The following is a 22,289-nucleotide window of genomic DNA, read 5'->3' as shown; positions in this document are numbered from 1 at the left end:
ACAGCAGCACCGAAACCACGGCAGCAGCACACAAAAAAACAACCACGAGAACTCACCATGAACCACCTGCAACTCAAAGTCGAAAACCTCAGTAAAACCTTCGTGCTACACCACCAGCACGGGATTCGCCTGCCAGTACTGCATCACACCTCCCTCGAGGTTAGCGGTGGCGAATGTGTGGTGCTGCACGGCCATTCCGGCAGCGGCAAATCCACTCTGCTACGCTCTTTATATGCCAACTATCTGCCTGACAGCGGCCATATCTGGGTCAAGCATCAGGGGGAGTGGCTGGATATGGTGGCCGCCGAAGCGCGGCAGATCATGGCAGTGCGCCGTCATACGGTGGGTTGGGTTAGCCAGTTCTTGCGGGTGATCCCACGGATCAGTGCCTTGAATGTGGTGATGCAACCGCTGCTAGAGTTGGGTGTCGATCGCGCAACCTGCCAGCAGCGGGCGCAGGATCTGCTGACGCGCCTGAATGTCCCGCCAAGACTGTGGGATCTGGCCCCCTCGACCTTTTCCGGTGGGGAGCAGCAACGCGTCAATATCGCCCGGGGTTTTATCGTCGATTACCCCATTTTGTTGCTGGATGAGCCAACGGCATCACTGGACAGCACCAATAGCGCCGCCGTGGTCAGCCTAATCGATGAAGCCAAGCAGCGAGGGGCCGCCATTGTGGGGATTTTCCACGATGAAAACGTGCGCCATCATGTCAGCGACCGCTTACTGGTCATGACGCCACCCCCCTCTCATGTCAGCACGGAGATCTCAGCATGATCCTTAATAACATCCATCTTATTTTGGAAGATCAGGTGATCAATGGATCGCTGGAAATCAAAAATGGTGAGATCAATAGTTACAGTGATCGCCCAACCCAACTTTCAGCCGCAATAGATGGACAAAATGGCTGGCTGTTACCGGGGTTGATCGAGCTGCATACCGATAATTTGGACAAATTCTTCACCCCACGGCCCAATGTTGATTGGCCCGCCCATTCAGCCATGAGCAGCCACGACGCACTGATGATCTCCTGCGGGATCACCACGGTGCTGGATGCTGTGGCCGTTGGAGATGTACGCGATGGCGGCCATCGGCTGGATAATCTACAAAAAATGATTAATGCGGTGGTGGATAGCCAGCGGGCGGGGCTAAATCGCGCGGAACACCGGATCCATTTGCGCTGTGAGCTCCCCCATCAAAGCACCCTGCCGCTGTTTGAAGAATTGATGATGCAGCCGGAGCTGTCATTGGTGTCGCTGATGGATCACTCACCGGGTCAGCGCCAGTTTGCCTCTCGGGCCAAGTATCGTGAATATTATCAGGGAAAATATCACCTTAACGATCAGCAAATGGCTGAATTCGAGGAGGAGCAAGTCACGCTGTCGGCCCGTTGGTCAGCGCCGAATCGAACCGCCATTGCAGCGCAGTGTCGTCAGTTGGGCATCCCGCTTGCCAGCCACGATGATGCGACCACCGAGCATGTGGCGGAATCGCGAGCGCTGGGCAGTGTGATCGCCGAGTTCCCGACCACCGAGGCGGCTGCCAGCGCCTCCCATCAGCAGGGTTTGCAAGTCTTGATGGGCGCGCCAAATATCGTCCGTGGCGGCTCCCATTCAGGAAATGTCGCCGCGCACCAACTGGCCTCACTGGGGGTATTGGATATTTTATCGTCTGATTATTACCCAGCCAGCTTGCTGGATGCGGCATTTCGCATCGCGCAGGATGCCAGCAATGACTTTAGCTTGCCACAGGCGGTCAATCTGGTGACGCGCAACCCCGCCCGCGCTCTGGGGCTGGAAGATCGCGGCGTGATTGCGGAAGGTAAACGAGCTGATTTGATTTTGGCCCGTGAGCATCAGGGTTTGCAGGCTAAGCATATTTACGTGCAAAACGTCTGGCGTCAGGGAAAACAGGTGTTCTGATGGCGCGTTTAATTTATCTAATGGGCGCGTCTGGCGCAGGGAAGGATTGCCTGTTGTCGGCGCTGCGAGCGGAGAAACCGACAAATATTATCGTGGCTCACCGCTATATCACCCGCGCGGCCCATGCAGGGGCGGAAAATCATGTCGCGCTGAGTGAGCAGGAGTTTTTCCAGCGGGTAGCGCAGGGATTGTTCGCCCTACACTGGCAGGCGCATCAGCACCTCTATGGGGTGGGCATCGAGATCGATCTCTGGTTGCAGCGTGGGTTAGATGTGATGGTCAATGGCTCCAGAGCTTATCTACCCGAGGTCGAGCGGCGCTATTCAGGCCAATTGCTGCCACTGTGTCTGACCGTCTCACCCGCCATTCTGGCGCAACGATTGCAGCAGCGCGGGCGAGAAAACAGTGAGCAAATTAGTGAGCGCTTACAACGGGCGCAGCACTATCAGCAGCAGTTGCCAGCTCACTGTTTGCAACTTTGCAATGATGGCGAGTTGCACCACACGCTGGGGCAGTTGCAACAATTACTGGCCACTCACTCCGCCTCAGCCAACGATATTGGGGGTCAAAAATGGAGCTGACATTGTTAGGCACAGGATGCGCCCAGCAGGTGCCGGTCTTTGGTTGTGACTGTGTGATTTGCGCCAACGCCAGAGTGCAACCCGCATTGGGCCGTAAACCTTGCAGTGCCATGTTGCGTTATCAGGGGGAGACGACCTTAATTGATGCGGGGTTGCCGACACTGGATCAGCAGTTTGCTGCGGGGGAAATTCAGCGTTTTTTGCTTACACATTACCACATGGATCACGTTCAGGGGTTATTTCCGTTGCGCTGGGGGTGCGGAAATTCGATCCCGGTCTACGGACCGCCGGATCCAGATGGCTGTGACGATCTCTATAAGCACCCCGGAATACTGGCCTTTCAGCCGCCATTGCGGGCATTTCATGAGGTTAGATTTGGTCAACTGCGAGTGACTCCGGTGCCGTTGAATCACTCCAAAATCACCTTCGGCTACTTGCTGCAAAGCCACAACCGCACCATCGCCTACCTGACTGACACTATCGGGCTACCTGCTGATAGCGCCCTGTTTCTTACCAGCAAAAACATTGATTTACTGGTGATAGATTGTAGCCATCCGCCACAGGTTCCGCTCCCACGTAATCACAATGACGTGACCATGGCACTGGCTATCGGCGATTTGCTAATGCCAACCACGATGCTATTGACCCACATTAGCCATCAGCTTGACCAATGGTCACTCGACAACGATCTCCCCGCTGGAGTCGCGATCGCCCATGATAATCAGACGATCGTCCTGTAATAATTTATCCCGATGAGCTGACTCAAGTCAGTGATTCGGGTGTGGAAACGCAGCTACCCCCTGCAACTTCAAGAACGACGGGTATTCTGCATTTCAGCTGATGACAGGATGGTCACCCCCTCTTTCGGCGGCGCGAAAGCCTGATCCAACATCGCCTGCGCCACATCTTTGCCCTTAATCAACCGCCACTTATCGGGCAATAGCGCAAATAATGGCGCGCTGAGACTCTCCATTAACCGAGGTGTAGCGCGCTGCCCTGCCAGCATGGAGGGGCGAGCAAAGGTGAGTTGTGGCCAGCCCTGAGCCTGTAAATCCCGCTCGGCTTCACCTTTGGTGCGATTATAAAACAGCCATGAGCTAGGGTTAGCCCCCATCGCGCTGACCAGCAGGAAATGCCGCGCCCCCAAGCGCAGACCGGTTTCACCCGCCGTCAGTACCAGTCGGTAATCTACCTGTCGAAATGCCGCCTGACTGCCCGCTTGCTTGCGAGTGGTACCCAGGCAGCAAAAGACCAGATCTACCGGTTCATGCAGTGTTTTCAGCAGTTCGCCGATATTTTCGCCCTGCGGGTTGATCAATTTATTCATGGTAGGCAATGGCTTGCGGGTGGGTGCAATGATGGATGTCACTCTGGCATCCAAACGGAGCAGGCGCAGTAATTCGCCCCCCACCAAGCCACTTGCCCCCAGTAATAATACCTTCGCCATCTGACCTCCCGATAAAAGCGCTAACGCCTCCCAACCTCAGGAAGCAATCATTCAATCAATTGTTACGAATAATGCATACCAGAAACACTATGACATAACACCGAAAAACAGCCAGTTATAATCAAAACGGATTGCCCCATGCCCAACGTCATTGGCGTTATAGATTCGGGTGGTGAGCGAAGCTAACACCCCTGTAGCTTCAAGGACGAAACCATGCCCAAAGTCATTGGAGTGACAGGTAGGCAGCAAGCGAACTCATCCCGATGAGCTTACTCAAGTCAGTGATTCGGGTGAGTGAGCGAAGCTAACACCCCTGTAGCTTCAAGGACGCAGGGCATGCCAATAGAGTTTCTTGCCAAAACCGAGGGTATTGTTAGTCATTTTAATTTCTAGCAGATTCAACTGCCAAATAGGGGCAGAAGCGAGCTTAGCCACAGGGAAACGGCGGCAATAGCGTTGGCGGGCGGTCTGTTCGGCATCACCACTTAACGCGACGATTTCACCGCGATATTGGATGCCTTTGATCAGGGTAACAGTGCGCGGCTGGGTGGCAATCGTCCCGACAACCTGCGGGTTAACGTGCATCAGTTCGCCATGGCGGGTGTGCTTTTCGGTCATAAGATAGAGCGCCATCTGCTTATCATCAAAGACGTAAAAACAGTTGGCGCACCACATATCCATACCGCTGCCAGCGCACAGCGTCAGCACATGCTGCTGGCGTAAGAAGCGGATAATTATCGACAGATCATCAGGCGAGTTCAGGACACTCATGAGTCACAACACCTTACGGCTTAAAAATAGCCTTGAGTGTACATCAACTCTGCCACAACAGACGATCGCGGGATGTCAGGGTTTCTGTTGGGAAGGTCGCGAGCACCGCTTGATAGCGTTTGGCATCATTTGGGTAGCCCCGCGCTGCCTGTAACAGCAGCCGCAATGCGCTGTCATAGTCGATGCCGCGCAAGTCACGGTAAGGCCAGAGTTCAGGTTCAGCAATAAATGGCAGCAGATAATCAATCCCTTGCTGCACATTACGGCCATCTTGCACTCGCTCCCAACGTTCAATGTCGACATGTTCGCCATAGCGGCACAGCAACAGATGCGCCTCCAGATTGAACAGCGAGTAGTGGAACGGCACAGTGCGTTCCAGCTCCATCCACTGCTTGCCGTCTTGGGCTATCTGAGCCGCCAATCGCTGGGTAATACCTTGCTGGATAATGGTGGAAACCAACCCACGATCGCCGTAAAACATCGCATTGACTGCGCGCTGTACGTCATACCAAGTGCCGTGGTTGTTATGCCAGACATACTCGGAGTGGCCCACTTCGCTGTGGAACATCCAGTGGTTAAAGTCGCGGAACCACTGCTGCAATACTGCCGTATCTTCGGTATCCAGTAGCTTGGCGGGCAAGATCAAACCGATGGTATCAATCACCATCCACATCAGCCGGGTATCAATCAGCCCCGTCCCACGGCCAGAGACAATACCGGGGATCGCCTGACCATAATTAAGGTGTGGATTCATTCGGGTTTTGGCATCTAAGAACCAGCAGCGGATCTGTTCTGCTGCCACCTGTGCATAACGGCTGTTACCGGTGAAATAGTAGGCTAATCCTAGGGTTAGGCAGCGATCACACATCCGCACAATGCGCTGTGTGTCGGTGTCATCATTCTGGCTTTGCGGGTTGGTATGGCCGTCGCGGCGCACATAGGGCAACCCGTTGGGCTTGCGCGGATTCGGCCACCAGTAAGTGCCAAAACTGTAGTAATCGTGAATATCGCCACTGACCGGCAGCAAGGTTTTGTGGGTGACACTCTCCGGCTGTTGGTCACGCAAAGCATCAGCTTCACTTAATAACCGGCGTAATGCCGGTTGCAAAGGTGAAAAAGGTTGCTGTAATACCGCTTTTGCCTTAATCAGGCACTCCACATCCAGCGTGTATAATTTCATTGGCGTCAAAGACGTCTTCATGGGCGTCATAAATGTGGCTTCCTTATGCGGCCTGACAGGCAACCCGCACACCGGTGGTGGCATCAAAAATGTGGATACCGGCGAGTTTAGGTTGCAGGTAGACGGTTTCTCCGGCATTTACCGCCAGCCGCTGTTTAAACACCGAGGTAAAGCGCCCGCCACCGGTACTGCAAAACAGCTGCATATCTGAGCCGGTATTCTCAATGGCGGTAATGGTGGCTTTCAGGGCGCTGGCACTGTGAGTGACATCCACCACATTGACCTGCTCTGGACGAATGGCGTAGACCACACTTTGCCCGTCGGTGACCTCCAACCCAGCGGGCAGTGTCAGCAAGGAGCCATCCTCCAATCGCAGCAGGAACTCACTGCCCTGTTGCACTACCGTGCCTTTCAACTGATTGATCTCCGGCGATCCGATAAATCCGGCGACAAACAGATTGGCGGGGCGATCGTAGAGATCGAGCGGTGAACCAACCTGCTCAATCCGCCCATCACGCAGCACCACGATCATCTGCCCCATGGTCATGGCTTCTATCTGATCGTGGGTCACATAGACTGAGGTGGTTTTCAGTCGCTGATGCAGCTCGCGGATCTCACCACGTACCTGAGTACGCAATTTGGCATCCAGGTTGGATAAGGGCTCGTCGAACAAAAACACTTGCGGGTTGCGCACGATGGCGCGGCCCATAGCAACCCGCTGGCGCTGCCCGCCAGAGAGATCTTTTGGCAGGCGTTCCAGCAAAGCCTGCAAGCCCAATAGCTCGGCGGTGGATTCAACCTTTTTGCTGATCTCCGCTTTGGACATTTTGGCCATTTTCAACGCAAAGCCCATGTTCTCACGCACCGTCATTTGCGGATAAAGGGCATAGCTTTGGAACACCATGGCGATGTCGCGCATCTTGGGTTCAACGTCAGTGACATCGATATCATTGATGCCAACCGTGCCGCCAGAGATCTCCTCTAGCCCGGCAATCATGCGCAGTAAGGTGGATTTTCCACAGCCGCTCGGGCCGACCAGCACACAGAATTCACCGTCAGGGATCTCCAGCGATACATCGCGGATCACATGGGTGTCACCGTAAGATTTACAGACATTTTTAAGTACAACCGATCCCATTTTGTTTCTCCCTAGCCTTTAACCGCGCCAGACATGATCCCGCGATTGAAATGTTTTTGCAGACCCAGATACACGATGATGCTCGGCAACATCGCCAACAGGGTGATGGCAATAAAGATGTTTGGTGTGATGCTCTCGTCAGTACGTAGTGTGCCGAGGATCACCGGAATGGTATTTAGACTGTCCTGATTCACCACAATCAGTGGCAACAGGTATTGGTCCCAAATCATGATGAAGCCGAAAGTCACGACGGTACCCAGTGCGGGCTTAACCAGCGGCAGAATCACATGGAAGAAGATTTGCCATTCACTGGCACCATCAATACGTGCCGCCTCTTCCAGCTCTTTCGGGATAGCCGCCATAAATTCGGTCAGCACAAAGATGGAAAAAGCCCAGCCCACCACCGGCAGAATCATGCCCAGATAGCTGTTGTAGAGCGAAGCGTCGATCACCGGCAGTCGCCAATTGATGATCATATAGAGCGGGATAGCGATCACCTCTTCCGGCAGCATCATGGTCGACAGAATAACCAGGCTGGTGAGAGAGACCCCGACAAACTTTTTACGCGCCAGCGCATAGGCCGCCAGCGCACTGACGGAGACCTGCAACACCGTGCCAAAGAACACCACGATGATCGAGTTCAGCAGATATTGCCAGACGCCAATATCCATCCAGGCGAAGATAAAGTTATCCCATGAGAACTGATTGGGCCACGCCAGCAACTCGCCTGGCTTGACTGGCGCACCGCTGAATGCGGTCGCAATAATGCCCCAGTACGGGCCAACGAACACCACCAGTAGCAGACCATAAATTATCCAGCGGCCGATGCTGTTCCAACTTTTACTTTTCATTACCAGTCTCCGGCTCGGGTTAGTAACGGGCGATGCGTTTTTTCAAGGTGAGATGACAAATCGTCAAGACCACCGTGAAGGCGAATAACAGGAAGGAGACCGCTGACGCATAGCCATAGTCAAACTGTTCAAAGCCCAGTTTGTAGATATGGGTCATGATCATCTCCGTCGCATTAGACGGGCCGCCGCCAGTGGTGGCATACACTTCGGCAAACACGCGGAAGCCACGGATAAAGGAGAGCATCAACACCACAGAAAGTGCGGGGATCATGCCCGGCAAGGTCACATAACGCAGGCGGTTCCACCAGTTGGCCCCATCCACATTCGACGCGTCATATAAATCGCGGCTAATCCCGACCAATCCGGCGATAAAGATCACCATGTTGTAGGGCACCGCTTTCCAGATATGCAGCAGCATGACCGTCCACAGCGCTTGATCGGTATCCGCCAGAAACCCCTGAGCTTCGATACTGAACCACGACAGAATGTGGTTCACCACGCCATTGCTGGTCGGGTTAAACAGAATTCGCCACATTTCGGCGACGATCGCCGCACTGGTGACCGCAGGCAGGAAGATAGCGGTACGGATAAAGCGGAGATGCCGCGCTGGCCCTTCCAGCAACATTGCCAGAAAGAAGGCGATAAAAGCGGCCACCACCATGGTGACCACCACATATAACAGAGTATTGAAAACCGCCGAGTGCAGCGCTTCATCGCCCATGGCGCGGGAAAAGTTGTCAAACCCGACCCACTCATTTGGCTGGTTAAAGTTGACCTTGTAAAAACTCATCACCAACCCTTGTAGCATCGGGATGAATTTAAACCAGGTGAAGATGACCAGTGCCGGGGCCAGGAACAGCCACGGAACCAGATTACGTTTTAGTCGGGGGGTTAGCGTTATCATGGTTTACTCACTGCCCTAAGACATTCTGTTTAGCCAGCTCATCATTCACCTTCTGATTCACGGCTTTTAATTCAGCAGGGATATCACTGTCACAATTGGCCAGGATGCGGTTGAAGCCTTCAGCCGTCACTTGACGAATTGGTGTCCAGTTAGGCACTTGCGGAATATAGCGGCCATGTTCGGCATACAGATCAGCAAACATCGCCCAGCGCGGGTCGTTATAAACCGCTTTGGTATCCACTTGCTTGTTAATCGATAAGCGCACGACCGGCATATTATTGCTGCCCATCCCCATGCCAATTTGCTGCCCTTCTGGTGAGATCATAAATTCGATGAATTTCTGTGCCGCTTCTTTTTTCTTGCTGCTCTTCATCATAAATACCGTGGTGCCTTCAGCCAGAGTTGCCTGCCCTTTGGGTCCCGTTGGTGGCGGGATCACTTCAAAAGCGTCTTTACCGGGATCTTTATCGAATAGAGCAATGTGATACGGGCCGGAGAAGAACATGCCGCTTTGGCCAGAACGGAATGAAGGGATGGCATCCGCCGTGGTGGCGTTAATAGCACCCGGCTGTACCGTTTTGTCACACACCATGCCACGCATGAAACTCAGGGTTTCAGTGGCGGCTGGCTCCTCCAGTGAGGCTTTAAATTTGCCCTCACCCGCTGGACGAATGAAGTCACCACCGGCTTGCCAGAGATAGGAACTGATAAACCAACTGGCATAGCCGCGAGTGGTTGAACCCGGCAGAATAAAGCCATAGGTGTCACTCTTGCCGTTACCATCGGGGTCATTAAAGGTAAAAGCTTTTGCCAGTGTGGCGATATCTTGCCAATTTTTCGGCTGATCTAGGCCCAGCTTTTCCCGCCAATCTTTGCGCACGAACAGGGCAAAGGTTTGGGCTGAGGTCGGTACACCATAATATTTACCATCAATATATTGGGCGCTCTTCCAAGCGGTATCGAAGATATCCTCTCCACCAATGATATTTTTCGGCTCAATCTGTTCAACAATATCCAGTTGGACAAACTGCCCAATGGCCACTGCATCATTGAAAATGAGGTCCGGCAGCGCATTACCCGCGGCGGCTCGTGCCAGGCGCTGCTCAAAATCGGTCGTCGCATTGAAATATTCAATTTTGATACCGGTTTTCTTCTCAAAAGTTTCAGCTTCTGTTTTATAAATATTCTTGGAATCATTACTGGCGCGAATCCATACCTGTAATGTTTCTGCTGCGTGGAGAGACGGGACTCCCATGGCTAAATAAGTTAACAACAGCAAAGATTTTATTTTTACTTTTGACATTATCATTTTTTTCTTCATCTCAGCGTCCTCGTTGAAATCTAATTTTTACGGATTTACCCAGAAGGTTAAATAGCAGAATAAAATCACGAAACACTCGATAACATTAGAACTCAGAGCAAAGCAAAAAACCACACCATAAAAAATAAAACTTAATTCCATTTTTAAATTTCTGCTTGAGATCACACTTGGAAAATGATTGAAAAAAACGTAAAAGCAATATTTTTTATATAAAACAATAAGTTAAAATATTCATTTTAAAAATTAAAAAAATGACACAATGATTAAAATTGACTAAAAATCGTCTAAAACAGAGTTTTAATTTGATGGCGCTCACAATTTAAGTCATTTATTCATAGAGAATTTATAATATAGACTTGAGTCACAAAAACCCCGAAACTTTACCCTAGAATTCAAATCCATCTGAAATGGAACCGCGTACTTTTTATAAAACAAGTGGGCTACAGATTGCATAACCTTTTTATTATTAGGTGTAATTCTATTTTTAAAAAATAGGGGGATACATCTCCCCAACTCCGTGACTTTATTTTTATTAATGTAAACCATCAAGAATAAGGAAAGTAATGATGAACATACCGGGGAAGAAAAATCTATTATTGGCTATTCTCATGGGGGCTTCACCTTTTATTTATGCCGCTGAGAGCCATCCACTATTATTGAAAATGGATGATATCAATTACAGCATTGCCCAGGTTAAGCAAAACAACCCTCTATATGAAAAATCTTATAAAAATCTTATAGCTAAGGCTGACAAAGCGCTGGGAAAACCCCTGTACTCGGTGATGGATAAAAACTTGCTGGCCGCCAGTGGTGATAAACACGACTATTACAGCTTCCCGCCTTATTGGTGGCCAGACCCAAGCAAGAAAGATGGCATGCCTTATTTGCGTAAAGACGGGGAAACAAATCCGGATGCCAATAGTGACGCAACAGATAAAAAACGCATGAACAGCTTCAGTGACGACGTCTATTATCTGGCATTAGCCTATAGCTTTACTGGCAAGCCTGAGTATGCCGAAAAAGCGCGCGACCAATTGGTCAATTGGTTCGTCAATCCCGATACCCGAATGAACCCGAATCTACAATATGCCCAAGCTATTCCGGGCATCAATGAAGGTCGTGGCATTGGCTTAATCGACAGTCGGGCGCTGGTAGATGTCATTGACGCGGTTGAATTGATAAGACCAGCGAATGTACTTAAGGATACCGATTACCAGGCAATTAAGGGCTGGTATAAAGATTTTTATCAATGGATGACCACCAGCCAAAACGGGTTCGAAGAGGACAATTGGCACAATAATCACGGCACCTATTTTGATATGCAGGCCGCCTCTTTTGCCCTGTTTAGCGAGCAAAAAGCAGCAGCTCAAAAACGACTGGAGATCACGCAACTGCGCCGCATCCCATCACATTTTGATATGCAGGGGCGACAAAATGCCGAGCTGGAGCGCACTCGTCCGTGGCACTACAGTAATTTCCATCTGGAAGCCTACAACAAACTGGGTCGACTAGGTGAAGTCGCCGACAAAGATATCTGGAACTTCACTCTCGACGAACATAGCCTCAAAAAAGGCTATCAATATGTCGCGGGCTTTATCAATACCGACCAAGTTTGGCCATACAAAGATCTGGATGGTGTTCAGGACAAAAAAGCACTGGTCAATATGATCACCGCCGCTCGTGCCTACCCGACAGACCCTGATTTCCAACAGAAAGCGCAATATCTGATGGCCAAATACCCGGATGCTGTTGAAATCCTGCTCTACCCGATAACACAGCCCCTGAACGCAAAAAAATAAGCATCGTCGAGGACACATCAGCTATGAAGCAGTTTACGGATCGGCAGATGGTTAAAATCCGCCAGCGGGTCGTGCAGCAGCCGGAGATTATCACCACGCTGATTGCAGGTAATCAGGTTGTTTTGAACTCAAAAACCCTGGTTCCTGTCACCGGTATTGCCACCTGGAACCACTACTATTATTGCCCCGATCACGGTGTGCAGTTGGAGTGGGATCGCGACTCGCCCACCCAGCACCACTGCCCGGTAGATGCACATCTCTTTAGCGGCGAACCCTATGATGGCGCTTGGTGGCGGGCGCTTAACGGCCTGAACGCCAAAGCCTGCAATCAGCTCGGCTTGCTGTGGCAACTGACCGGAGAGATAGGCTACTTCAATAAAGTGCGGGATATTTTGATCGATTATGCCCGCTACTATCCTGACTATGAAGTGCACGGCGGTATTCCGTACAACGGACCGGGCAAAGCCAATGCACAGACATTGTGTGAAGCGAATTGCCTACTCGATTTCGCGCTGGGATATGATTTTATTGCCGATGCCCTCAGTCAGGAGCAACGCGACTGCATCGCCGGGCGGTTATTGCGGGAGGGCGCGGATTTTCTGATGCAACACCGTACCCGCCAGTTACATAACCATGAAGTGAAAATCAACAGTGCTATCGCCGTCATTGGCTTAATCCTCGACGATGAGCACTATATTGAGTCTGCGGTGAATGCCGATTATGGTCTGCGCTATCAGTTAGAGCACGGGCTATTCAGTGAAGGAATGTGGTTTGAAGGCTCGGTGCATTACCATTTTTATGCGTTACAAGGCTTCTGGTCATTTGAAAAACTGGCCGCAGGCAGTCGCTACAGCTTGTTGGCTCTCCCCTATTACCGCGACATGCTCAGCTTCCCACTCAAACTGTTGATGCCAGATGGTACATTCCCCCGAATAAATGATTGCACCGCCGGACAGGAGCAGCTCAACCATACACATTTATATGAATTTGCTTTCAAGATTTATGGCTATGATGAATATGCCGCAGCCCTGCAACATATTTATCGCCAACAACCGCGCCTAAATCTGGATGCGCTGCTGTATGGCGTTGACCAGTTACCACCACAGATCATTGATGTCATCCCGACGGATACACTCCATGCACCGGACTGCGGATTAACCATCTTGCGTCAGCCACAATCCGGTCGGGCACTGCTGGTAAAACACAGCCCCTATGGTGGTGAGCATGATCACTATGATCGGCTGAACTTAATCCTGTTTGAGCAAGGGCAAGAGATCCTGCCCGATTTAGGCACCACGGGCTATGGTGCACAGTTGCATTATGGCTACTACAAAAATAGCTCAACCCACAATACGCTCAGTATCAACCAGACGAATCAACCTCCAGCGGTACCGATTATTCATAACTGGCATCAATCGGCGGTTTTCAGTTGGCTGGACACCGAGGTGGATTGGAGTCAAAAAGCGCCAGAGCTGGATAGCCATACCCGCATCCAATGGGATTGCGAAGCTTATCGTGATGTCAAATTCCGCCGCCGTATTTTGTGGCTGGATGATGCCATCATCGATCTCAGCAGCATTATCAATCCACATCAACAGCAGTGGGACTGGGCACTGCATCTTGATGGTATGGCAACAGAGCGCTTGGGTGAACCTGTGACTTTGAGTGACCACGGGCCAATGCAATACTTGCATCAAGTCACTGCCCAACCATTGAACGGCGTGCTCCAGTGTCAGTATCAGACGGCCGCTCGCCCACTCTCACTTTGGTTAGCCGCCGATGCTATGCTTTTCCAAGGATTGGCACCGGCAAATCCATCAGTGCGTGATATCAGCTACCTGATTTTGCGTAACTGCCAGCTGGAAGCACAGGTGGCGTGCGTCTTTGATTTGAATGATCACGACCCACTATTGCAGGTCAGGGTGGAGAATGATGGCGAGATATTCTCTCTCGAATTAACCCGTCAGCAGCAGGTTATACAGGTGAAAATTCCTTTTACCCGCAATAGCCTACCGCTATTCAGTTAACGTTATCCATGTCGGGGCAGCCATTGCCCCACTTTCCCCGTACTTATCGCTAATGAGGGGAGCATTCCCAGCATATCCTCCCTAAGAATAGGGTCACTGGCGAGAAAGTGCCTGATAACGTGATTTAGCTAACATTTACTGCATAAGATGATTATGAATTTATATGCAAAATTTGCGTATAACTGAGTCTGTAACAAATAATTATGGATTAACAAATAAAATACAAAATATATTAAGAACCCGCTCTCATTACGTATGTTGGATAATAATAAGCCAGCCAATGTATCCTGCGTGTTAAATATAGCCCTACTGTTTTGCATAACATACAGTACAGTTTTGAATAAAAACCGTTTAAAACGAATAAAATCGATTATTTATTCATTTTTTAGTCAAAGTGCATTTTAAAATAGAATAAAAACATGACGTGCGTCACAGAATGAATAAGTGTTATGACTAAAATAGCCGCCATCAGCTCGTTTTTTGTCAATCTTACTTAAAACGAAAACCTTGTTTAAAACCAAAATTTGTTTAAAAAAACAGAGATCTTACGCAAATGGAAAATAACAACAAGAAAATGGCGCATATAAGGCGGACCACGCATTTAATGATGCCGGCACACCGTAGTTATTTTAGCTTTTCCTATTTCCATTTTAGATAATACCCCTCTTGCGATGACATCCGTTTTTATTGGATAGTCATTGTCTATGCGCAATATTTGACAGATACGAAAAGTGATTTTCTGAACTTTGCGTAATGTTAACTATTGTCTGCGTTCTCAGAAGATGCTAATGCTCGGTTTTATTCTTATTGCTATCAGCGCAAGTGATGCTATTACTTAGCCGATAGAGACCCAGTGTTAATTATCTTCCAGCAGAAACATAGCTATCCCGTGAAAATTTAATGTCACCTCTGTCATTAATGCCAAATGACATAAGGATCACTGCGCCTGAGATTCAGCCGTTGTGTTTCGCAGAAAAGAGCTAAAGCAGAAAAAATATCAATGAACATTATTTCATTGATACGGCCTGCTATACATCGAATTTATTAAACGACTGAATCCAATTTGCAAAAATGTTGGACGGGTTTATATACCCTAAATAAAATAAAAGAGAATCTATAATGAAAAAATTAAATATTGCGGCAAGTACTTCGGCTATACCCTGCTTTGAATCTCAGCGCGAAGTTGTGGATGTTTTACACACAGATTTTACCGATGTTGCGGCGGTCGTGCTTTCAGTCCAAGACATTAATAATGGTGTCATTGATAGCATTCATGCCTTAGGACTAGAAATCCCGATTTTTGCGGCGGTTTGCTGTGAAGAAGAACTCAATTCCGATGTATTACCCTCATTAAATGGGGTATTTGAACTCTGCGGTGACAACACTGATTTTTATGGTAAACAACTGGAATCAGCGGCAGAAAAATATGAAAAAGATCTGCTGCCCCCATTCTTCAGTACATTAAAAAAATATGTTGAAATGGGGAACTCGACCTTTGCTTGCCCAGGGCATCAGGGGGGGCAATTCTTCCGTAAACATCCAGCGGGTCGCCAATTCTTTGACTTCTACGGAGAAACTATTTTCCGCTCTGACATGTGTAATGCTGACGTCAAATTAGGTGACTTGCTTATTCACGAAGGCGCACCTTGTGATGCACAAAAACATGCAGCGAAAGTCTTTAATGCCGACAAAACTTATTTCGTCCTGAATGGGACATCTGCCTCAAATAAAGTGGCAACCAATGCGCTGTTGGCACGTGGCGATCTGGTACTGTTTGACCGTAATAACCATAAATCCAACCACCATGGCGCCCTGATTCAAGCGGGTGCAACACCGGTATATCTGGAAACTGCCCGTAACCCGTTTGGTTTTATCGGTGGGATTGACGCCCACTGTTTTGAAGAGAAATACCTGCGCGAACAAATACGTAGCGTAGCGCCTGAACGCGCTAACGAAGCACGTCCATTCCGCCTGGCAATTATCCAACTGGGCACCTATGACGGCACCATTTATAACGCTCGTCAGGTCGTGGATAAGATTGGTCACCTTTGCGACTATATTCTGTTTGACTCCGCTTGGGTGGGCTACGAACAATTTATTCCGATGATGAAGGATTGTTCACCATTATTACTTGAACTGAATGAAAACGATCCCGGTATTATCGTTACCCAGTCAGTCCATAAACAACAAGCGGGCTTCTCACAAACCTCGCAGATTCATAAGAAAGATAAACACATTAAAGGCCAGGATCGCTACTGCAACCACAAACGCTTTAATAACGCTTTTATGCTGCACGCCTCCACCAGCCCATTCTATCCGTTATTTGCTGCATTAGATGTCAACGCAAAAATGCATGAAGGGAAAAGTGGTCAACGTATGTGGCTGGATTGTGTTAAGACCGGTATTGAAGCACGTAAAATGATTTTAAATACCTGCAACATGATTAAGCCTTTTGTTCCGGTCGAAGTTGACGGCAAGCCTTGGCAGCAATATGACACCGAAGCTATGGCACAGGATTTGCGTTTCTTTAACTTTATTCCCGGCGAAAAATGGCATGCGTTTGAAGGTTATGAAGCGTCACAATACTTTGTCGATCCATGCAAACTGCTATTAACTACACCAGGGATTGATACTAATACTGGCGAATATACTGCATCAGGTATTCCTGCCACTATTCTGGCTAATTTCTTGCGCGAAAATGGTATCGTGCCTGAAAAATGCGATTTGAATTCAATTTTGTTCTTATTAACGCCAGCAGAAGACTTGGCGAAAATGCAACATCTGGTCGCGCAAATTGCTCGATTCGAACGTTTCATTGAAGAAGACGCCATGTTAAGCGATGTATTACCGACCGTGTATCGCAATAATGAAACTCGCTACAAAGGTTATACCATCGGTAAATTATGTCAGGAAATGCATGATCTTTATGTCAGCTATGATGTTAAGCAGCTGCAAAAAGAGATGTTCCGTAAACAGTATTTCCCTAAAGTCATGATGAATCCACAAGATGCCAATATTGAATTCGTCCGTGGTCATGCTGAATTAGTGCCACTGTGTAAAGCAGAAGGTCGAATTGCCGCTGAAGGTGCGCTTCCTTACCCACCGGGAGTATTGTGTGTGGTCCCTGGTGAAGTTTGGGGCGGCGCAGCCCAACGTTATTTCCTGGCATTAGAAGAGAGTATTAACTTGCTGCCAGGTTTCGCACCTGAATTACAAGGTGTTTATTTGCAAGTCGATGAAGACGGATGGAACCGCGCATACGGTTATATGATGAAACAATCAATAAAATGAGATGATTTTTTATTTCTACAACACCAACTATCGCTCAATCTGCGGGGATAACTTATTCCCGCAGTCTCTGAAATTAAAAAAGAGATAATAAAAATGAGTAAAACAAATAATAAGATGGGAGTCGTACAGCTGACTATTCTGACCGCCGTCAATATGATGGGGTCTGGCATAATTATGCTGCCAACCAAACTCGCCGAAGTTGGGACGATTTCTATCGTTTCATGGTTAGTCACCGCAGTAGGTTCTATGGCGCTGGCCTATGCCTTCGCCCAGTGCGGTATGTTCAGTCGTAAATCAGGTGGGATGGGGGGTTATGCAGAGTATGCTTTCGGTAAGTCCGGCAACTTTATGGCTAACTATACCTATGGTGCTTCACTGCTGATTGCCAATATCGCCATTGCCATTTCAGCCGTGGGTTATGGGACCGAATTACTGGGTGCAACGCTGACACCACTGGGTATCTGTATCGCGACCATCGGTGTTCTGTGGCTGGCTACCGTGGCTAACTTTGGTGGCGCACGTATTACCGGTCAAATCAGTAGTGTGACTATCTGGGGGGTAATTATCCCAGTAGTGGGTATCTCTATTGTTGGCTGGTTCTGGTTTAGCGGCTCAGCCTATATGGCGGCGTGGAATCCACATGGCGTGCCAACCTTTGAAGCTATTGGATCTTCTATCTCAATGACACTGTGGGCTTTCTTGGGCCTGGAATCTGCTTGTGCGAATACCGATGCAGTAGAAAACCCTGAACGTAATGTTCCGATCGCCGTATTGGGTGGGACTTTAGGTGCAGCGGTTATCTATATCATCTCAACCAACGTGATTGCCGGTATTGTGCCGAATATGGATCTGGCTAACTCTACCGCGCCGTTTGGTCTGGCGTTCGCTTATATGTTCACCCCAGCAGTCGGGAAAATCATCATGGCATTGATGATTATGTCCTGTGTGGGTTCACTGCTCGGCTGGCAGTTCACCATCGCTCAGGTGTTCAAATCCTCTGCCGATGAAGGCTTCTTCCCGAAAATCTTCTCTAAAGTCAGTAAAGCAGATGCACCAGTCAAAGGGATGTTGACCATTGTTATCATCCAGAGTGTGTTGTCGCTGATGACCATTAGCCCGTCGCTGAACAAGCAGTTCAACGTGCTGGTCAATCTGGCGGTAGTCACCAATATTATCCCTTATATTCTGTCGATGGCCGCACTGGTGATTATTCAGAAAACCGCCAATGTCGCACCGGCGAAGGCCCGCAAAGCAAATATCATTGCCTTTATCGGCGCGATGTACAGCTTCTATGCACTCTATAGCTCAGGTCAGGAAGCCATGACGTGGGGGGCGATTGTGACCTTCCTCGGCTGGACACTGTACGGTTTGGTTTCACCACGCTTTGAATTTGCAGCAAAGACTAAATAATCAGTAAAAACAAAATAATCAGTACGTTGATTTAGCAGGATCAGGTGCCAGCAGATAAAAAAGTCAGGATACGGCCCGCAATTCCGGTAATAATGTTCCAAACCGCTACCCCCGGACTGGAAGAAGATTATGACGGATAGCCTTTGGTATCTCTATCTGCTGCGCACCGCCTCCGGCATGCTGTATACCGGCATTACCACCGATGTTGCACGGCGGTTGGCACAACATCAGAGCGGGAAAGGGGCAAAAGCGCTGCGAGGGAAAGGCGAGTTAACGCTGGTATTTCAATGTGAAGCAGGGGATCGCTCGACAGCATTGAAGCTGGAATATCGGGTGAAACAGCTCAGTAAACCGCAAAAAGAGAAGCTGGTGATGAGCCAGCCTCCTTCACTGATAGCCATGCTTAGCGATAACAGCGTGGGCGATCAGGCGTTAACGGTTAGAACCGACTGAACGGGGCAGAGAATACCACTTCGCCATCAGCATCAGCCAGGGCATCTTCCGCCAAAGCATAAACCTGAAAAGCCTCTTCGGTGCCAGGCCAGCGGCAAGTCAATTGGTGACGGGCAGCCGGAACAAAACCGAAGCGCTGATAGTAGGCAGGATCACCCAACACCACGACAGCGGCATAGCCGAACTCATTAAGCGAATCGAGTCCCTCATATACCAGCTTTTCAGCCAAACCTTGCCGACGCAGACTCTCATCCACTGCCAGTGGTGCCAGCGCGACCCATTGACGATCTTCACCGCCAACTTCGACCGGGCTGAATGCCGCATAACCGACCACTCCGCCTTCGTCATCCGTCGCCACAATCCCCAGCGTCAGCAAGCCATCTTCGCGCAGTTGCTGCACCAGCTCTGCTTCGTCATTGCTCTCAAATGAGTGGCGTAATAGCGTGTCGATCCCCGGTGCATCCACCGGAATTTCTACCCTGATCAACATGATGCTAATGTGCGGGAAGCACTTGCCGCACCCTCTTGCTGACCCGCCTCAATAAATTCTGCCAGTTGTTGCAGGCCCACTCGCAGCAGGGTTGGCATGGATTCCAACTCAATGGCATCCATCAGATTTTTCACATACAAGCCCAATTCGGTATCCCCTTCAATTCGTAACCGGCGCTGGAAAAATAGCGTATCCGGATCTTCTTTACGGGCAGCGATCAAAATCAGATCGTTGGCATCACCACTAAAGCTCACATCCGCTTCAGCCTGTTGGCTCACCACCAGCCTACCGTTTTCTACCGTCATAAACCATTGCAACGCGAGATCGCGCACTTCAATTTTTAACCAGCGGGACTCCAGAAACGCCAGATCGCCGTCCAACAATGCCTGGCGGAATTGCCACCCCAGAACTTGCTCTATGACCTGCCGCTGTAAGGCAAATGGTGTCAACTTTAGCGGCCCCCGCAACAGCGCAGGCCCTTGACGCACAAGACGTGCTCGTAGTTCTCCCAACACAGGCTGGACTCCTTATTTGGTGATATACCCTCGTCCTTGACGCCGCAGGGATGTTAGCTGCAACACCAATGACTTTGGTTTTAGATCTCGATAATGACGTTTATTTTGCCACATTGGCAAAATCGGAAAGCGCGTTAAATCAATAAAATTGGCATCAGAACTTGGCTAAATATCAGAAGAATGCCACCAATGCGAAAGAAACTGCCTTACATCAAGGTCAGTTCAAAGTAGGTTAACTAAAATCGCCACTCGATAAAATACGAATATCATCTTCGGATGGGGAAAATTCTATGGAGCTGCTTTGTCCTGCCGGCAATTTACCCGCATTAAAAGCCGCAATCGATAATGGTGCCGACGCGGTGTATATCGGCTTGAAAGATGATACTAACGCCCGCCATTTTGCTGGCCTTAATTTCACCGATAAAAAGCTACAGGAAGCCGTTAACTACGTTCATAGCCGTAAGCGTAAATTGCATATCGCCATCAACACTTTTGCTCACCCTGACGGCTACTCCCGTTGGCAGCGGGCCGTGGATATGGCGGCGCAACTTGGGGCTGACGCCCTGATTTTAGCGGATCTCGCCATGTTGGAGTATGCCGCCGAACGTTATCCCAACGTGGAGCGTCATGTCTCGGTGCAAGCCTCGGCGACTAACGATGAGGCCATCCGCTTTTATCAGCGCCATTTCGATGTGGCGCGGGTGGTTCTACCGCGCGTACTGTCAATGCATCAGGTGAAACAGCTATCACGTACCAGCCCGGTGCCGCTGGAAGTCTTCGCCTTTGGTAGCCTGTGCATTATGGCGGAAGGCCGCTGTTATCTCTCGTCCTATTTGACGGGTGAATCACCCAATACCGTCGGTGCCTGCTCACCCGCGCGCTTTGTCCGTTGGCAGCAGACGCCACAAGGGATGGAGTCACGCCTCAATGAGGTGCTGATCGACCGTTATGACGACAATGAAAACGCCGGTTATCCCACGCTGTGCAAAGGGCGCTATCGGGTGGATGGTCAGCGCTACCATGCGCTGGAGGAGCCGACCAGCCTGAATACCCTTGAGCTGTTGCCAGAATTATTTGCCGCGAATATTGCCTCGGTGAAAATTGAAGGCCGCCAGCGCAGCCCCGCTTATGTCAGTCAGGTTGCCAAAGTCTGGCGACAAGCGATTGACCGCTATCAGGCCAATCCAGCGCAATTTACCGCTAAAGCGGAGTGGATGGAACAACTGGGCGCAATGTCCGAAGGGACCCAGACCACGCTGGGCGCTTATCATCGCAAGTGGCAGTAGCCGGAGGAAATATGAAGTACGCCTTAGGCGCAGTGCTCTATTACTGGCCAAAAACGGATATTGAAACCTTCTATCAGGCAGCAACCAATAGCAGCGCCGACATTATTTATCTGGGCGAGAATGTTTGTACCAAGCGCCGTGAAATGAGAGTGGGCGACTGGCTGGCCTTAGCCAAGGAGGTCGCCGCCAGCGGCAAGCAGGTGGTGATTTCCACATTGGCGCTGTTACAGGCCCCGTCCGAACTGAATGAATTGAAGCGCTATGTGGAGAACGGCGAGTTCCTGCTGGAAGCGAATGATTTGGGTGCGGTGAATATGGCAGCTGAACGCGGCCTGCCTTTTGTCGCGGGTCACGCCCTGAACTGCTACAACGCCTATACTCTGCGGATTTTGCATCGTCAGGGCATGATGCGCTGGTGTATGCCGGTGGAGCTTTCCCGCGACTGGCTGAGCAATGTTTTGCAGCAGTGCGAAGAGCTGGGTTTTCGTCATCAGTTTGAGGTGGAGGTGTTGAGTTATGGCCATCTGCCGCTGGCGTACTCTGCCCGCTGCTTTACCGCCCGCTCAGAAGACCGCGCCAAAGATGAGTGCGAAACCTGCTGCATTAAGTACCCACAGGGGCGCAAGGTGTTGTCGCAGGAGGACCAGCAGGTCTTCATCCTAAACGGTATTCAGACGCAGAGTGGTTACTGCTATAACCTCGGTAATGATCTGATCTCTATGCAGGGGTTGGTGGATATCATTCGTCTTTCGCCACAAGGTATTGAGACACTGGATGTTATCGATCAATTCCGGGCTAACGAGCAGGGTCTGGTACCGCTGACGTTGACGAATAAAGCGGATTGCAACGGCTATTGGCGGCGGCTTGCCGGGCTGGAACTGGTCTCCTAGCCCCTTAAGTGCC

The 22,289-nt window shown here is 49.9% G+C and carries 21 protein-coding genes; 12 read left to right on the top strand and 9 right to left on the bottom strand.

Annotated features, from left to right (window positions below; genetic code table 11):
• The first annotated feature begins 57 nt into the window (after positions 1-57).
• From phnL to phnP, 4 genes are read left to right on the top strand one after another with little or no spacing between them, the layout of a single operon-like run.
• Entirely contained in the window at positions 58-777 is a 720-nt protein-coding gene (gene phnL, locus ACZ76_RS11635; RefSeq protein ID WP_048620272.1) for a phosphonate C-P lyase system protein PhnL, read from the top strand.
• Entirely contained in the window at positions 774-1,922 is a 1,149-nt protein-coding gene (gene phnM, locus ACZ76_RS11630) for an alpha-D-ribose 1-methylphosphonate 5-triphosphate diphosphatase (protein ID WP_048619070.1), read from the top strand. Before phnL ends, phnM begins: the two co-directional genes overlap by 4 nt.
• Positions 1,922-2,503: a ribose 1,5-bisphosphokinase gene (phnN, locus tag ACZ76_RS11625; protein WP_048619069.1), complete on the top strand. Its 582-nt coding sequence runs from the start codon at positions 1,922-1,924 to the stop codon at positions 2,501-2,503. The genes phnM and phnN overlap by 1 nt, the downstream gene beginning before the upstream one ends.
• Positions 2,494-3,243 (top strand): phosphonate metabolism protein PhnP, encoded by a 750-nt coding sequence (gene phnP / locus ACZ76_RS11620; protein WP_048619068.1) that lies wholly within the window; start codon positions 2,494-2,496, stop codon positions 3,241-3,243. The genes phnN and phnP overlap by 10 nt, the downstream gene beginning before the upstream one ends.
• Before the next feature lie 68 nt (positions 3,244-3,311).
• Here the strand turns inward: phnP and ACZ76_RS11615 are convergent, their stop codons facing one another.
• The 7 genes from ACZ76_RS11615 to ACZ76_RS11585 form a co-directional block, all read right to left on the bottom strand.
• Positions 3,312-3,950, bottom strand: coding sequence for an NAD(P)H-binding protein (locus ACZ76_RS11615; RefSeq protein WP_048619067.1), 639 nt, complete (start codon positions 3,948-3,950; stop codon positions 3,312-3,314).
• A 321-nt stretch (positions 3,951-4,271) separates the two neighbouring features.
• Entirely contained in the window at positions 4,272-4,721 is a 450-nt protein-coding gene (locus ACZ76_RS11610; RefSeq protein ID WP_048619066.1) for a YhbP family protein, read from the bottom strand.
• A gap of 43 nt (positions 4,722-4,764) precedes the next feature.
• Positions 4,765-5,931 carry an alginate lyase family protein gene (locus ACZ76_RS11605; RefSeq protein WP_048619065.1) on the bottom strand — a complete coding sequence of 389 codons (1,167 nt, stop codon included), beginning with the start codon at positions 5,929-5,931 and terminating at the stop codon, positions 4,765-4,767.
• Positions 5,932-5,944: 13 nt separating this feature from the next.
• On the bottom strand, positions 5,945-7,039 hold the full coding sequence (locus ACZ76_RS11600) for an ABC transporter ATP-binding protein (protein ID WP_048619064.1): 1,095 nt from the start codon (positions 7,037-7,039) through the stop codon (positions 5,945-5,947).
• A gap of 11 nt (positions 7,040-7,050) precedes the next feature.
• Positions 7,051-7,890 (bottom strand): carbohydrate ABC transporter permease, encoded by an 840-nt coding sequence (locus ACZ76_RS11595; RefSeq protein ID WP_048619063.1) that lies wholly within the window; start codon positions 7,888-7,890, stop codon positions 7,051-7,053.
• 19 nt (positions 7,891-7,909) lie between these two features.
• Positions 7,910-8,794, bottom strand: coding sequence for a carbohydrate ABC transporter permease (locus tag ACZ76_RS11590; protein ID WP_005156239.1), 885 nt, complete (start codon positions 8,792-8,794; stop codon positions 7,910-7,912).
• Positions 8,795-8,801: 7 nt separating this feature from the next.
• Positions 8,802-10,115: an ABC transporter substrate-binding protein gene (locus ACZ76_RS11585; RefSeq protein WP_048619062.1), complete on the bottom strand. Its 1,314-nt coding sequence runs from the start codon at positions 10,113-10,115 to the stop codon at positions 8,802-8,804.
• 563 nt (positions 10,116-10,678) lie between these two features.
• On the opposite strand from ACZ76_RS11585, the gene ACZ76_RS11580 reads away from it, so the two are divergent.
• The 6 genes from ACZ76_RS11580 (at position 10,679) to ACZ76_RS11560 (ending at position 19,095) form a co-directional block, all read left to right on the top strand.
• Positions 10,679-11,914 (top strand): alginate lyase family protein, encoded by a 1,236-nt coding sequence (locus tag ACZ76_RS11580; RefSeq protein WP_048619061.1) that lies wholly within the window; start codon positions 10,679-10,681, stop codon positions 11,912-11,914.
• Positions 11,915-11,937: 23 nt separating this feature from the next.
• On the top strand, positions 11,938-13,941 hold the full coding sequence (locus ACZ76_RS11575; RefSeq protein ID WP_048619060.1) for a heparinase II/III domain-containing protein: 2,004 nt from the start codon (positions 11,938-11,940) through the stop codon (positions 13,939-13,941).
• A gap of 553 nt (positions 13,942-14,494) precedes the next feature.
• On the top strand, positions 14,495-14,599 hold the full coding sequence (gene speFL, locus ACZ76_RS19175; protein WP_108088099.1) for a leader peptide SpeFL: 105 nt from the start codon (positions 14,495-14,497) through the stop codon (positions 14,597-14,599).
• A 461-nt stretch (positions 14,600-15,060) separates the two neighbouring features.
• A complete protein-coding gene (gene speF / locus ACZ76_RS11570; protein WP_048619059.1) occupies positions 15,061-17,232 on the top strand; it encodes an ornithine decarboxylase SpeF in 2,172 nt (723 codons plus the stop codon).
• A 93-nt stretch (positions 17,233-17,325) separates the two neighbouring features.
• The gene (gene potE / locus ACZ76_RS11565) at positions 17,326-18,642 is read left to right on the top strand and encodes a putrescine-ornithine antiporter (RefSeq protein ID WP_048619058.1); all 1,317 of its coding nucleotides are present in this window, start codon (positions 17,326-17,328) and stop codon (positions 18,640-18,642) included.
• A gap of 129 nt (positions 18,643-18,771) precedes the next feature.
• Complete coding sequence (locus tag ACZ76_RS11560) at positions 18,772-19,095, top strand: GIY-YIG nuclease family protein (protein WP_048619057.1); 324 nt, start codon at positions 18,772-18,774, stop codon at positions 19,093-19,095.
• Here the strand turns inward: ACZ76_RS11560 and ACZ76_RS11555 are convergent.
• Positions 19,082-19,585 (bottom strand): GNAT family N-acetyltransferase, encoded by a 504-nt coding sequence (locus tag ACZ76_RS11555; RefSeq protein WP_048619056.1) that lies wholly within the window; start codon positions 19,583-19,585, stop codon positions 19,082-19,084. The genes ACZ76_RS11560 and ACZ76_RS11555 overlap by 14 nt on opposite strands.
• Positions 19,579-20,100 carry a ubiquinone anaerobic biosynthesis accessory factor UbiT gene (gene ubiT, locus ACZ76_RS11550; protein WP_048619055.1) on the bottom strand — a complete coding sequence of 174 codons (522 nt, stop codon included), beginning with the start codon at positions 20,098-20,100 and terminating at the stop codon, positions 19,579-19,581. Before ubiT ends, ACZ76_RS11555 begins: the two co-directional genes overlap by 7 nt.
• Positions 20,101-20,390: 290 nt before the next feature.
• Between ubiT and ubiU the strand changes: the two genes are divergently transcribed.
• Both ubiU and ACZ76_RS11540 read left to right on the top strand, forming a co-directional pair.
• Positions 20,391-21,386, top strand: a complete 996-nt coding sequence (gene ubiU / locus ACZ76_RS11545; protein WP_048619054.1) for a ubiquinone anaerobic biosynthesis protein UbiU — start codon at positions 20,391-20,393, stop codon at positions 21,384-21,386.
• A gap of 11 nt (positions 21,387-21,397) precedes the next feature.
• The gene (locus ACZ76_RS11540; protein ID WP_048619053.1) at positions 21,398-22,276 is read left to right on the top strand and encodes a U32 family peptidase; all 879 of its coding nucleotides are present in this window, start codon (positions 21,398-21,400) and stop codon (positions 22,274-22,276) included.
• Positions 22,277-22,289 lie beyond the last annotated feature (13 nt).

This window comes from Yersinia aleksiciae (assembly GCF_001047675.1).
Lineage (GTDB): Bacteria > Pseudomonadota > Gammaproteobacteria > Enterobacterales > Enterobacteriaceae > Yersinia > Yersinia aleksiciae.
This window is presented reverse-complemented; position numbering and strand designations above follow the sequence as displayed.